Source organism: Streptomyces sp. NPDC004561 (genome assembly GCF_053602155.1).
This window is the reverse complement of the sequence record NZ_JBSGDB010000015.1, coordinates 32,860-45,211: the sequence shown is the minus strand read 5'-3', so window position 1 is coordinate 45,211 and position 12,352 is coordinate 32,860. Positions and strand designations below refer to the sequence as shown.

At 69.1% G+C, this 12,352-nt stretch carries 13 protein-coding genes; 5 read left to right on the top strand and 8 right to left on the bottom strand.

Annotation, left to right across the window (positions count from 1 at the left end; genetic code table 11):
- Positions 1-270, bottom strand: a 270-nt coding sequence (locus tag ACWEN3_RS03880) for a zinc ribbon domain-containing protein (RefSeq protein WP_452965280.1), incomplete at its 3' end; no start/stop codon positions are given.
- A 337-nt stretch (positions 271-607) separates the two neighbouring features.
- On the bottom strand, positions 608-1,144 hold the full coding sequence (locus ACWEN3_RS03875; RefSeq protein ID WP_452965278.1) for a cysteine hydrolase family protein: 537 nt from the start codon (positions 1,142-1,144) through the stop codon (positions 608-610).
- A 796-nt stretch (positions 1,145-1,940) separates the two neighbouring features.
- Here ACWEN3_RS03875 and ACWEN3_RS03870 point away from each other — a divergent pair.
- Positions 1,941-2,327, top strand: coding sequence for a hypothetical protein (locus tag ACWEN3_RS03870; protein WP_452965286.1), 387 nt, complete (start codon positions 1,941-1,943; stop codon positions 2,325-2,327).
- A 154-nt stretch (positions 2,328-2,481) separates the two neighbouring features.
- On the opposite strand, the gene tnpA is transcribed toward ACWEN3_RS03870, so the two are convergent.
- Positions 2,482-2,910 (bottom strand): IS200/IS605 family transposase, encoded by a 429-nt coding sequence (gene tnpA / locus ACWEN3_RS03865; protein ID WP_452965276.1) that lies wholly within the window; start codon positions 2,908-2,910, stop codon positions 2,482-2,484.
- 49 nt (positions 2,911-2,959) lie between these two features.
- On the opposite strand from tnpA, the gene ACWEN3_RS03860 reads away from it, so the two are divergent.
- On the top strand, positions 2,960-4,159 hold the full coding sequence (locus ACWEN3_RS03860; protein WP_452965273.1) for an RNA-guided endonuclease InsQ/TnpB family protein: 1,200 nt from the start codon (positions 2,960-2,962) through the stop codon (positions 4,157-4,159).
- 440 nt (positions 4,160-4,599) lie between these two features.
- Here ACWEN3_RS03860 and ACWEN3_RS03855 read toward each other — a convergent pair whose 3' ends face one another.
- The 5 genes from ACWEN3_RS03855 to ACWEN3_RS03835 form a co-directional block, all read right to left on the bottom strand.
- Positions 4,600-5,292, bottom strand: a complete 693-nt coding sequence (locus ACWEN3_RS03855; RefSeq protein WP_452965270.1) for a hypothetical protein — start codon at positions 5,290-5,292, stop codon at positions 4,600-4,602.
- Between the two features lie 36 nt (positions 5,293-5,328).
- Entirely contained in the window at positions 5,329-7,272 is a 1,944-nt protein-coding gene (locus ACWEN3_RS03850; RefSeq protein ID WP_452965268.1) for a hypothetical protein, read from the bottom strand.
- Between the two features lie 362 nt (positions 7,273-7,634).
- Positions 7,635-7,847: a hypothetical protein gene (locus tag ACWEN3_RS03845; protein ID WP_452965266.1), complete on the bottom strand. Its 213-nt coding sequence runs from the start codon at positions 7,845-7,847 to the stop codon at positions 7,635-7,637.
- A gap of 872 nt (positions 7,848-8,719) precedes the next feature.
- A complete protein-coding gene (locus ACWEN3_RS03840; RefSeq protein ID WP_452965263.1) occupies positions 8,720-8,959 on the bottom strand; it encodes a hypothetical protein in 240 nt (79 codons plus the stop codon).
- 387 nt (positions 8,960-9,346) lie between these two features.
- Positions 9,347-9,955 carry a transcriptional regulator gene (locus ACWEN3_RS03835; RefSeq protein WP_452965261.1) on the bottom strand — a complete coding sequence of 203 codons (609 nt, stop codon included), beginning with the start codon at positions 9,953-9,955 and terminating at the stop codon, positions 9,347-9,349.
- Positions 9,956-10,146: 191 nt separating this feature from the next.
- Between ACWEN3_RS03835 and ACWEN3_RS03830 the strand changes: the two genes are divergently transcribed.
- From ACWEN3_RS03830 to ACWEN3_RS03820, 3 genes are all read left to right on the top strand, one after another.
- Positions 10,147-10,368, top strand: a complete 222-nt coding sequence (locus ACWEN3_RS03830; protein ID WP_452965259.1) for a helix-turn-helix domain-containing protein — start codon at positions 10,147-10,149, stop codon at positions 10,366-10,368.
- Positions 10,369-10,568: 200 nt separating this feature from the next.
- The gene (locus ACWEN3_RS03825) at positions 10,569-11,168 is read left to right on the top strand and encodes an RNA polymerase sigma factor (protein ID WP_452965256.1); all 600 of its coding nucleotides are present in this window, start codon (positions 10,569-10,571) and stop codon (positions 11,166-11,168) included.
- Positions 11,165-12,331, top strand: a complete 1,167-nt coding sequence (locus ACWEN3_RS03820; RefSeq protein WP_452965254.1) for a BN159_2729 family protein — start codon at positions 11,165-11,167, stop codon at positions 12,329-12,331. Before ACWEN3_RS03825 ends, ACWEN3_RS03820 begins: the two co-directional genes overlap by 4 nt.
- Positions 12,332-12,352: the final 21 nt, after the last annotated feature.

The window sequence follows — 12,352 nt, the reverse complement described above, 5'->3', positions numbered from 1 at the left end:
GGCCCGTAGAACGTTGATGGCGCCCACGGTGTCCGCGTGCGCGTGGTGGCCGCACGAGACGCAGCGGAAGGTCTCCTGTGTGGGCCGGCTCTCCTTGGCGGTGTGTCCGCACGCGGGGCACCGCCGGAGGTGTTGCGGGGATCCACGGCCATCACGGCCCGGCTTCTCGGGGTCCGGCTTGGGATCGGGGGCCTTGCTCATGTTGCGGATCTCGAGGGCTTCGTGCGCGACGAAGTCGTGCCGGCGCACCAGATCAAGCGCGAAGGACACATCGTTGCCCAGAGCCCCTCTTCCGCCTTCTGGGGCACCGGGGAAATGCGCGAGGTGACGGAATCCGCGGGGCGGGTCAGCGACCGGTACGGCCGCCGCGCGGCTGGGAACACGGGACCTCTTCAGGGTCTCGGGGCGCATGTGCGCAGTGCGGGCGCGGGCCGGCCGTTCGGCCCCGGCAGCCTGACGCCGCCGTGCCCCTGCATCGGGCCGGCCGCGCACCCCGGCAGCCGGCCGTACGTCTGCCCGACGGCCGCACGGCTCTCTCGCAGCGTTGGCGGCGCCCCTGGCCGGCTGCGGTGGAGGCACCTGCCCAGGTGACGTCGCGGTGCGGGAGTCATGTCCACAGTTCCCGGCTCGTGCACACGCGTGCACCCATGTTCGTCTCCATCATGCGCAGTGCCGCCTCTGCGAGATCCTCGTGGATGTGTGCCACGGCATCTCGGGGGACGATCACTTCCAGGTGGCGGATGTGGGCGTCGAGTGCGGAGTAGAGCACGCACTGCTCGGTCACCTGGCCACACAGCACCAACTGCTGGATTCCCCGCTGCTGGAGCAGATACGTCAGAGGAGTCTCGTAGAAGATGGAGTGCCTGGCCTTGAGCACGAAAAGGGAGTCGGCGTCGGGTCGCAGCGGCTCGACGAGATCCGCATGGGAACCTGCCAGAGCCTGCTCCAGCAGCTCGCCATGGTGCGAACGCCACTCTCCGAAGTTGTCGTTGACATAGATGACCGGTGCTCCGTGGCATCGCGCACGGCGCAGCAGATCGGTCAGTACGGGCACGACCCTCCGCGCCGAGGGAAGCAGCAGCTCAGCGTCCCGGTGATCGTAAGTGTTGATCATGTCGATGACGGTCAGCGCGGTCTTGCTCATACCGCCAGCGTTCCACTTCCGGGCCTGCACGAAGTCACCCGAACGGGGCTGCCGCCACCACCGCCGCGGCTTACCCCGGCAAGAAAAATGGGGGGACTGACCGGACGGAGTCCGACCGACCGCGACGAGAGCGGATCGAAGACTCCCTGCTGAACGACCCGGCGAGGCGGTCACCGGACGCCGATTCCCGTAGGCGACGGCGGCCCGGGAGCCCAGCTCGGCAACCTGTTCATCCGTCCCAACCTCCAGCAGGATCTCCAAGAGCTGGGCCACTCCCCTTGGGCTGTCGAAGGGAGATGTGGGACGCGGGAACGCGGCGAGCAGGGCGGCAACCTGTTTATCCGCACCGGCCGTCATCGACGCCTGGGGTTCGTGAGTCCGCGCGACGGCCGACGGTTCCGGGCTGCTGCGCGGCGGCCGCCTTCCCGCCATCGCGCAGTCCCTCAGACCTGGCGGCCACGCCACCGGGCACAGGTTCCATGGCGCAGCGCCGGTGCGCTTGCACTGCGATGCGCGCCCGAAGCGGGCTCCCCGGGGGCGGCGAAGACAGCTGCCACCGACGCTACGAGCAGGGCGAGCCCCTCGAGGACCGGGCGTGCAACCCGGGTGCGGTCGAACCGCACGCCGAGGGGCTCGGCGGTTGGCCGGCGCACGCTCCCGCCGCGCCCCGTCGACGCGCTCGGCCGCGCGACCGCCGTACCGGCCCGAGCTGGCGGCCTGCCGTCGCCCGTCAGACAGACTGCGGGTTGGTCGGGTTCGGCCCGTGGCAGGTGATGGGAGGCGCGAGTGCGTCATGATGACCACCGTGGACACCGAGACACTCATCGACGCCTGGCGGCGTCTGCTCACCGGCTCTGGCAAGTCATGGGTGCTGTTCGAACACGGCACCTGCGTGGTGCTTGAACACCCCACCGATGAACCCACCGAGCAGGCCATCGGCATCCTCCGCGAGTTCGGCCCCGTGCACGTCGCGACCTCGGCCGGCGACTTTCGTGTGCTCGAACTCAACACGGGGGAGGGATGGTTGGTGACGAGCCACCATCCGGACGTCGTCACCTTCGTGCCTCGCGACGATCCCGAGGACCCTTCGCACCTGGCCGTCGGCATCCTGGGCAGGTCCCGCCGCGACCGCGACGGCACGGAACTCCGGGTCGTCCATGCCGAGGCGGCGCCCCGCTCCTGAAGCGGGTGTCGCAGGAGCGAGTCCTGCCGAGGCCGCACCACAAAAGGCCGGTTCCCTGATCTTGCAGGGTATCCCCGGTTTTAGCCGGGGAGGGAATGCATCCTCGGGCCGGAGGCGCGCAGCGCCGGAGTTCGCTCCGTCTCCGGGGTGGCGGTCAGACGGGTCGCTTCTGGCTCTCGATGTACTGACGGATCACGGTCAGTGGCGCGCCGCCGCACGAGCCCGCGAAGTAGGAGCGGGACCAAAACACTGACCCCATCCCGATCCGGTTGATGCGGCCGGTGTACTCGGCCCGCAGATAGCGTGAGCTGACGCCTTTGAGGCTGTTGATCAGCTTCGAGAGGGCGACCTTCGGTGGGTAGTGCACGAGTAGATGCACGTGATCGGCTTCACCGTTGAACTCCCGTAGTTCTACCTCGAACTTGCCGCACACCTCCCGCATGATCTCTTCGCACCGCTTCAGCATGGCGTCATCAAAGACACCGCGACGGTACTTCGTGACGAACACCAAATGGGCGTGAAGGTTGTATGCAACGTGACGGCCTGTGCGAATGTTGGGGTTTGGGCTCCAGCGTGGTGACATATGCCAAGCGTAGTAGGATCTTGGATCTGACCAGGAAGGGGGTGGGCCGGTGATCCGTGCGTACAAGTTCCTCATGCGGCCCACCGTGGGCCAGCAGGGCGCGCTTGCCGAGATGCTGCGTGATCACTGCTCGCTCTACAACGGAGCGTTGCAGGAACGCCGGGACGCCTACCGGCACAGCTCGAAGACGAGCATCAAGTACGGGCAGCAGTCCGCGCAGCTCAAGGACATCCGGTCTTTCGACCCCGAACGTCAGGGACGCTGGTCGTTCTCGTCCCAGCAGACGACGTTGCGCCGGCTGGACAAGGCGTTCGCCGCGTTCTTTGGACGCGTGAAGGCCGGGGAAGCTCCCGGCTATCCGCGGTTCCGTTCGGGCAAGCGGTTCGACATCGTGGACTTTCCGAAGGACGGCGACGGCTGCCGCTGGGATGCCACCCCGCACGATCCCGTCACCCGCGTGCGCCTCCAGGGTGTCGGGCACGTCAGGGTGCACCAGCACCGGCCGGTCGTCGGAAAGGTCAAGACGATCTCGGTGAAGCGCGAAGGGCGCCGCTGGTACGTCATCCTGACCGCTGAGCAGACCCAGCCCGAACGGCTTGCGACGACCGGCAGTGTGGTCGGAGTCGACATGGGCATAGCCAACTTCCTCGCCGACTCGAACGGCGAGTTCGTACCCAATCCCCGTCACGGAGCAAGAGCCGCCGCGAGGCTGGAAGCCGCACAGCAGGCCCTGTCCCGGTGCAAGCGTGGCTCGAAGCGACGCCGCAAGGCCGTGGAGAGGGTTGCCCGGCTACACCGCAAGGTACGTCGTCAGCGCCTGGACCACGCGCACAAGACCGCGCTTGGTCTGATCCGTGAGCACGACTTCATCGCGCACGAAGACCTCAAGATCCGCAACATGAGCAAGTCCCCGGCCCCCAAGCCGGACCCCGACCAGCCGGGCAACTGGCTACCGAACGGGGCCACGGCGAAGGCTGGGCTCAACCGCTCGATCGCTGATGCCGGATGGGGGGTGTTCCTCGCGATCCTGGCCGCCAAGGCGGAAGGAGCCGGACGGCAAGTGATAGCGGTGGACCCCCGCAACACCTCCCGGCGGTGCCCCGAATGCAGGCACACCGCCAAGGAGAACCGGCCCACCCAGGAACAGTTCCACTGTGTCTCGTGCGGCCACAACGCGCACGCGGACACGGTGGCCGCGATCAACGTTCTACGGGCCGGGCTGGTCCGTCGCAACGCCAACCCGGCTTAGCGAGAAGCCCCCTCGTTTACGAGGGGGAGGAGTCACCTTCACACCACTGAGCCGCTGCAACCGACGCGATCACCTTCTACCGGGAACGGAGGGAAAAACAGCGCCCTGCGTTCCCTGCCAGGTGCATCACACGCACCTGTGGCCCGCGTCGCAGCCCCTGGTGACGGTGGGGGTATGTAGTGCACCGGCCAGGAGCAGACTGACCATCCGCTCGGCAAGATCCGCGGAGACCGGCCGCCGGCGCACGAGCACGCGGAGCCGGAGTGACCCGGCGAGCGCGTCCACCAGGGGAGCCTGCTGTCCCGATTCCTGTGGCCGCCTGGCGCACGAGTGGACGAACATGGGCCGGGGCGGGCCGCCGTCCGTCCGTGCGCCAGGCGGTCACGCGGGCGGCCGTCGCCTGCGGGGACGCAGGCCGCAGTCAGGGGCGGGGGAGCAGGTCAGCGGACGTAGCGGTGCATCGTCACGGTCGGCATGAAGTCGGTCAGGGGGTCGTTGGCGCCGCTGGTGCGCGGTGCGCGTGCCGCCTCACGGTCGAGGACGGTTTTGACCTGCCGGGCGAGCTCGTCGGCCTGACGTGTGATCTGGTCCATCGGCAGGTGGGACGCCCTGAGAGCGTCCACCTGGCGGTTGATGCTGCTCAGTTCGCTGCGCGCCTGGCGGCTCAGGCTGAACTGCCGGGGTGTGGCCACGATGAATTGGTAGGCGGCGGAGACGGTCTGGCACGCCGGGCAGTGTTCGTTGACGGACCTGCTGATGTTGGTGGCGTTGATCAGGCGCGCGTTCCGGCCGGCCGTGGTGAGGATCTGGTAGGAGAGGGCGACGGAGCGGCAGGGGTTGTTCAGGGAGCATCCCGCCGAGACCGCGGTGGCCCGGTTGTTGGCCGTCACGGCGACGGAGGGGCCGTATTCGTGGATCACGAAGGATTTGTCGAACTGGTTCACGTGAGTCCTGTCTGCGTGGCTGAACGCGGCGTCGACAGCGATGGCGACGTCGTGGGAGATGCCGGAACGGCCGGGGGTGGCGCGGGCCGCGGTGGTGACGGCCGTCAGGGCCAGGCCGGCCGTGACGACGGCGCCGAGGCGGACGGCCGTCTTGGTGGCCTTGGGGGTGGGCGGCTTGCGATGGTGCATGGTCTTCTCCTGCAAAGGGTGCGGTGGTGCGTGGTGTCAGGAATGGCTCGGGGGCGGCGGCGCGGTCGCCGAGGGTGAGGGCGAGGTGGGGGGAGGCTGCGAGGGCGAGGGTGAGGGGGAGTGGGAGGGGGGTTCGGAGGGGGTCTGGCTCGGGGAGGCGCTGGGTGCGGGACTGGTGGGAGTGGTGCCGGCCGACGTGGTGGGGCCGGGGCCCGGTGTGCCGGTGTCGGGCGCCGGGGCCGCCGGGGATGTGGCGGACGGTGTGGCCGCGGGGGTGAGCCGGCTGCTCGCGGTGGGGTGGGGGACTTGCGCAGGGCCGCTCTGCCCCGGGGTGGCGCCGGCGAAGCGGCGGGGGGCCGGGTGTGTCGCCGCGGGGCGTGTGGGGGTGGGGGACGGGGTGCGCGGTGTGGGTTTGCCCGGTTGCAGGGCGGGGGTGACCGGGGCCGCTTCCGGAAGCGGCTGGGGGGTCAGGCCCTGCACCCAGGCCATGGCGAGGACGGCACAGCCCGCGGTGGCCGCGGCGGCCAGCGCCAGACGCACCACCGGCCTTCCTTCACTCGCCCTCGCCGCAGCGCGCCACAGGCGGGCTGCCAGCCGGGCGACGAGGTAGGCGCCTCCCGCCATCGGGCACAGCAGCATGAGCGTGCCGATCACTCCGACCAGCCCGGCCGCCGTGTGCCCGTCGGTGAACGCCGCGAGCGTTCCCAGGCATTGGTCGTGCAGGCCGCGCGCCGCGGTGGCCAGCAGGCGCGGCAGGTTCCACAGGGCGTACGCCGCCTCGGCGAGCAGCAGCGGGACCATGGTCAGGACCCACACCGTCACGATGGTTCGTGCGGAGCGTTTGAGGTCCGCGACCTGCGCGGCGGCCTGGTGGTGCCCGGGCAGCAGGCTCAGCAGGATCGGTTTGACCTTGCCGTACAGGTCGGGGACGCCGGCCAGGTCGCCCAGGATGTAGTAGCCGTCCAGCCGCACCGCCGGTACGAGCTGTTCGAGGACTTCGAAGTGTGCGAGGTACACCGCGGCGAGCAGGAAGGACTGGCCGGTGAGCAGGTAGGTCGCGGTGAGGGCCAGCATGAAGATGACGTTGAAGTAGACGCCGCCCAGTCCGGTGCGCAGGCGGCCGCCTTTCCCGATCCGGTACACGTCGGTGACGTCCGTGTACATGGACGGCCAGATCAGGAAGATGCCGCATCCGATCTTCCCGGGCACTGCTCCGCTGTACCGGCAGGCCGACGCGTGCCCGAACTCGTGGAAGACGAGGGAGGCCACGGTCAGCCCGAAGATGATGAGCATCCACAGCGGCTGTTCGAGCACCTGCAGCACGGGGGTCATGGCGCCGTGGACGGCGAAGAGCCAGACGTCCATGACGACGACGCCCGCCAGCGTCAGCACCACCACCAGGGGCCGGTGCAGCCAAGCGAGCGCGGCGGCGATGCGGGCCACGTGCCCCTCATGGAAGATCACTTTGTGGCCGCGCAGGGCCAGCAGCAGATCGGAGCGGGGAGCGAGGACCTCGCCGGGCTGGTCTCCGAAGGGGACGGTGATGCCGAGCGGGGTGAGCTTGTGCTCCACCAGGTAGACGATGTTCTCCGTGGTGACTTCGGCCCCGTAGCGGCCGCTGACCCGGTGGGAGATCGCCTCGGCGTCGCGGGCGCCGTCGACGCTGCTGACGACGAGGTACAGCAGGCGTGACAGCTGGATCACCTGTCCGTCGCCGCGGCGGACGATGTACCGGCGCTCGTTGAAGCCCGACCCCTTGTACTCACCGAGGGTCTGCAGACCCTGGCTCAGTTGCGGCACGGGCGCGGCGCTCGGGGACGGCGGGATGCCGGCCGTCGTGGCGGGTGCCGGGGGCGCGAGGGGATGGGGCGCGCGGGGATGGGGCGCGAAGGCGGCGGCCGCCTGCCCGGGGGAATGCCCGGGGTGTGGAGCGTGGGCCTGCAGCGTGCTGAGGCTGCTGTTGTCTTCGGACGCCGGCATGGTCTTCTCCTGGGCGCATCTGACGGTTGGACACATGTGCGCGGTGTGCGGCGGATGCCGGTGGGGGTGTCGTTGCATTCCGGCAGCCGCCCAAGAGGGCACGACCCCATGGGGGCGGTCACGGGCGGCGGGTGCGCGGTGAGGTGAGGTGCGAGGAGAGCGGTCCCGGCGCAGACGGCTCGGACACCGAGGCTGGTGCGGCCGGGAGCACACTCGTGGCGTCCACTGCCAACTGCACGGGCAGCGACGGATCTTGGCGCGCCATGAGGGGGAGCGGGCGTGGCGCGACGAGTATCTGCGAGGTGAGTCAGACAGGGCCGGGTCCGCCCGCTCCGCCGGCCCGGCCCTGCCTGGTCCGGGTGTTACTGCTGCACGCTGATGCTCTGCGTGGCCTCGGACTGGGCGACCGCGTACGGCGAGCACTGGTTCAGCGCGGCCGACTCGTTGTGCGCGTCCACGTGCGCCACCTTCTTCGTGACGGTGGTCACCTTGGCGAAGTTGAACGAGAACTTGCCGAGCGCCTCGCGCCCCGGCAGCAGCTCCGCGGTCTCGGCCTCAAGCTGGTCCATGTTCATGAAAAGACTCCTTTCATCCTTCAAGTGGTGTGTGAACAAAACGAGTTCCGGTGGGTTGCGTCCCAACATCTCGTCGGGCCGCTGTCCGGCCTCGTTTCGGCCCTGCCGGCGCGTCCGGCTGACTGTGAGTGAGCAGCTGGTTGTCCGCGCGGCCGCGCCGCAGGATCGGTGGACGGCGAAAATCCCCTTCCTCCGCAGTCGGGTCATGCGGGAAACCCGTCTGCGGAGTCGGGGCAACGGCGGAACTGGGGGAGAGCCGCCGCCGTCCAAAGTCTCCGAACAATTCGTCCGGAGGCTCCGGACAGTAGCCGAAACCTCAGGAAAAGCGCAAACAATCCAAATACGACATTCGTTCAAAGTCGCACTGCTGTTCACTCGCGCGGCATCACCAGGGCCGGCTGCGACGGTGCGGCACCGCGCAGTCGTGGACCAATGGCGGCGGGAGGCGCACCGGTACGGCCAACTGGGCGCGCACGGACCGGCGTGCGGGGAGCGCGGGCATGCGGCGTGCGGGCGCGCGCCTGACGGAAGGAATGGCGCCGTCCTCGCCAACGGATGCCCGGCCTGCGCGCATTGAATAGGTGGCGTTCGCGCGCGTCTGCGGGCGGCGTGCGCGCAGGCGACCACCGCCGGGCCCGGTGCATCGGCGCGGTGTCCTGCACCGGTTGCTCCGGTCCTGTTCAACAGGCCCCGGACATGGGCGGTTTCGCCTGTCCATTGCCCGCGGAGGGCACGGCGCGGAACCAATCCCGAGGGTGGAGGCATGCGTTCGGCGGATACGGGCCGGTCGCCCAGGGCGAGCATCGCCGGGAAGGGCCGGTTACCGCACAATAAAGGGGAGATGAATCGCGTTCGTCGGCCGCACGCGGAACTCAGCTGACGGTCAGTCTGTAGACCGTCAACTCGATTCCTTCGACATGGACATGGAAATCCGGCGGGTCCGTGCCGAGCGTGGGAACGGCGTCGTTGACGGTCTGGAGTTCTGCGGCGCTGAGAACGGCGGCAGCAGCCTTGATCATGTCGGTGAACGTCTTCTCCGGTACCTGCCGGAGTACGTCACCGGAAAGCAGAACAACTGCCTCGCCGGTGCTGCTGCGCACGACAGCGGTCATGGGGGCTCCTTGTACGACAAGCACCTGCTACCCCTCTCGGCGTGGCCTTTCCGACCCGCTGGATGCCGGCACGGCAGGAGGATATCCCTCGCTCTTCCTGTGACCGTGAGTCGTGGTGCAGGCAGTGGATTTCGGGAAGATTCCGCCGAGCTTAGCGGGAGAGTCATTGCCGAGTGGACGGACCTGGAGGGTGTGCATGTGCTCGAATCCCGCGGCCGCAGGTCCGGTGGTACGGCCGGCGAAAGGTGCGCGGCGACCCGCCGGGCCGCCGCGCCGGCCCCCCCCGCCGCAGCACTGGGCCGCCGGCAGAGGCTGGAGCGGATGACGCCCACCGGCCTGCTCGTCGGGCGATGCCGGATCGGCCGGTGACGTCCCTCCTCGGGCACTTCAGTTCATGCCGCGACGGCCGGCATGCGGTGATCCGCGGAAATGGATTCTGGCGGGAGCGGTGTCATCTGCGTGTACGCCACGTGCGCTTGTTTTCCTGCACGGCCCTGGATCTTGGGCCGCATCGATTTCCGCCTGGAGTTCGATCGCGTGGACGATGCTCCCGGTCAGTGTCCTGCGGATGATGGGATCGGTGATTCTCCACGCGGTCATGGCCTCGTCCGGCGAGAGCGTCATCGGGTTCGGCCTCCGTCGTGGTGACTGAGGCCCTCGCTGCTCGGGGATGAGACCGCTCTCCACCAGAATCCCCCGATGATCAAGGTTGAGGACCGTCGCCCACGTCGTCAATTGCGAGGGCAGCGGCAAGGTTTTGCCGTCCAGCGTCCGGCTGATGGTGGTCAGGCTCAGACCGGTCGCGGCCGCCAGTTGCGCCCGGCCGCCCTGCCGCCGACGGACGTCGTATCCGGCTTCCGTCGCAGCACTCGTGAGATACGCGCCGACCCGCTGCGCCTGAGCCTGTCGTTTGACCCGGCTTTCGTGGGGGGAATCTTTCGCACTCCGCATGGTCGGAGGGTAGCGCGCAAGCATGTTGTCCCATGCTAGTTGCACGCGTGCACCTTTGCAGGTCAAAACCTAGATCGGCATTTCTGCAGGCCACATCCCGAATCTCGTATCTGTGTGCGAATCAAAATACTCTTGCGTCACTCATGCCTGGCAACTTGCATATGTTGCGCGCGTGTGGGTTAGCCACACGGGCTGCACGTTGCTGAGGGGGTCTTTCGACCATGCTTCGCCTCCACATGACCACGCTCCTGGTAAAGGCCAGGGAGCTCGGTGACGAAAGCGTCGCCGACATGGCGCAGCGCACCGGTATCAGCAGGTCGACCTTCCACCGGCTTGCGACCGGCACGAAACAGCCGAGCCTGACCACACTCTGGACGCTGCGCGACGCCTACAGCGTCCGGCTCGACGCGCTCGTGTACGACGACCCGGAGACGATGCGGCGCAGCAGCCTTCCCTGACGGCAGCGTGTGCCCGCCCAGGACCGGCACCGCCCGCGGCACGGGGACCGCAACCGGCACGCGGCCGGCCGAGAACCGGCCCGGCCCGCTCGCCGGGTCCGCGGCCCGGAGGCGGCCTGCGCACCACCCCCTCAGTTCTGCCCCCAGCCCCACCTCACTTCTGTCCACTCACTTCTGTCCACGCATGATCGGGAGCACCCTTGACCACGCAGGCTCACGACGCTGCCTCCGACGGCAGCGCCACGGGCGAACTGGCCCTCATCACCCGTGCCCAGCAGGGCGATCGCGAGGCGTTCGCCGAGCTGTACCGGATGCACCACGGCGTCATCGCCACGCTCGTCCGCCAGCGCCTCAGATCGAATTCCGCCCTGGCCGAAGACCTCACCGCGGACGTCTTCATGAAGGCATGGGCCAAGATCTCCACCTTCACATGGAACGGTACGTCGATCCGTGCCTGGCTGTGCACCATCGCACGCAACGCGGTCACCGACCACTTCAAGACCGCCACGACACGCCACCTCACCTTCGTCGGCCAGATCACCCAGGTGGGAGACGCCTGGGCCCCTTTGGTGGGCAACCCCGAAGATACTGTTCTCTCCTCGCTCGAACTCGACGACCTGCATCACGCCCTGTCCGAGATCACCCCCCGTCAGCAGGTCGTCATCCGGCTGCGGTTCCTGGGCGAGATGTCCGTCCGCGAGACCGCCCGCACCATGGGCACCACCGACGCCGCCGTCAAAACGCTCCAGTGGCGCGCGCTCGACTCCCTCCGCAAGGCCTACGTGGGAGCTGTGGCATGACCATCGCCTACGGCAAGGGCACGGACGTCGAACAGGAACTCACCGCGCGGCTCAGCGAACTCGTCCACGCCTTCATCGCCGATCTGCACGCACAGGGCCGCCTGGTGGAGACCGGCGGGGCCGACGCCCTCAGACGACTCAGGGAACAGGACCGGACGCAGCACGGTCTGCCGCAGGCGGAACCCGGCGACGCCGAGGCCACCGAGCCCGCTGCGCATCCCGCAGCGGGCGCCCCAGCCCTGTGGGAGGCGATCGTCGCGCCCCGCGCCGGCGACGACACGCCCGGCGTGCCCAAGACGCCCCGCCCGCTGCGCATCATTGACGTGTCCGAGTTTCGCGAGGCCGCTGCACATCCCGCACTGGGCGCCCCCGCGCTGTGGGAGGCGATCGTCGCGCCCCGCGTGGGCGAGGACATGCCCGGCGTGCCCGAGAGGCCCCGCCCGCTGCGCATCCTTGACGTGTCCGAGCTTCCCCCCACGAGCGCGAACGTGCTCGACTCGTGCGACGCACCGGCCGGCACGCCCGACCCGGCCGACCTGGCCGGCACGCCCGATCCGCCCGATCCGGCCTCCGCCCAGCAGGCCGTCGCGCTCGGACCGGTCACCGGACAGAGCACCGGCGCCCAGGATCCGCGCACGGCCGACGGGGACCAGGCGCAGCACCCGGCCGCCGTCACAGCGGCCAGGCTGCGGGCCGAGAACGCGGGCCGGCTCGAGGTCACACAGATCACCTCGGATCACGAACGCGTCAGCGTCCACATCCACGCCCTGTCGCTGGGCGACTGGGAGTACTGGCTGAACGCGATCGGTGCACCCCTGAACGCGCCGACCCACCGCAGCGGATGGGTCCAGACCGCCACCGGGCACCTCGACGGTGTGGAGGTCCATCTCACCGCGGACGTCGTGCCCCGCCTCCTGGAGGAGGCGGCGCAGAGGGCCACCGAACCCTTCTGCCTGGGGGGCCGCATCTACGACCTCGCCCTCGGCCACACCGACCGCCTTGGTCAGACCTGGCACTACCACGGCCAGCGCCAAGAGGACGACACCCCCCTGTTCACCCTGGGCGGTACCAGCGGCCCGCCCTATTCGCTCACCTCCATCGTGATGGCCAACGGGCCCCTCACCCCCGCCACCGTGAACCCCGACAACCCCGAAACCTGCTGAGCGCGTCGCATCGCGGGCCGT

Coding starts and splice junctions, on each gene's coding strand:
- ACWEN3_RS03875 (WP_452965278.1), bottom strand. CDS start 1,144: ATGAGCAAGACCGCGCTGACCGTCATCGACATGATCAACACTTACGAT.
- ACWEN3_RS03870 (WP_452965286.1), top strand. CDS start 1,941: ATGACCACCGTGGACACCGAGACACTCATCGACGCCTGGCGGCGTCTG.
- tnpA (WP_452965276.1), bottom strand. CDS start 2,910: ATGTCACCACGCTGGAGCCCAAACCCCAACATTCGCACAGGCCGTCAC.
- ACWEN3_RS03855 (WP_452965270.1), bottom strand. CDS start 5,292: ATGCACCATCGCAAGCCGCCCACCCCCAAGGCCACCAAGACGGCCGTC.
- ACWEN3_RS03850 (WP_452965268.1), bottom strand. CDS start 7,272: ATGCCGGCGTCCGAAGACAACAGCAGCCTCAGCACGCTGCAGGCCCAC.
- ACWEN3_RS03845 (WP_452965266.1), bottom strand. CDS start 7,847: ATGAACATGGACCAGCTTGAGGCCGAGACCGCGGAGCTGCTGCCGGGG.
- ACWEN3_RS03840 (WP_452965263.1), bottom strand. CDS start 8,959: ATGACCGCTGTCGTGCGCAGCAGCACCGGCGAGGCAGTTGTTCTGCTT.
- ACWEN3_RS03830 (WP_452965259.1), top strand. CDS start 10,147: ATGACCACGCTCCTGGTAAAGGCCAGGGAGCTCGGTGACGAAAGCGTC.
- ACWEN3_RS03820 (WP_452965254.1), top strand. CDS start 11,165: ATGACCATCGCCTACGGCAAGGGCACGGACGTCGAACAGGAACTCACC.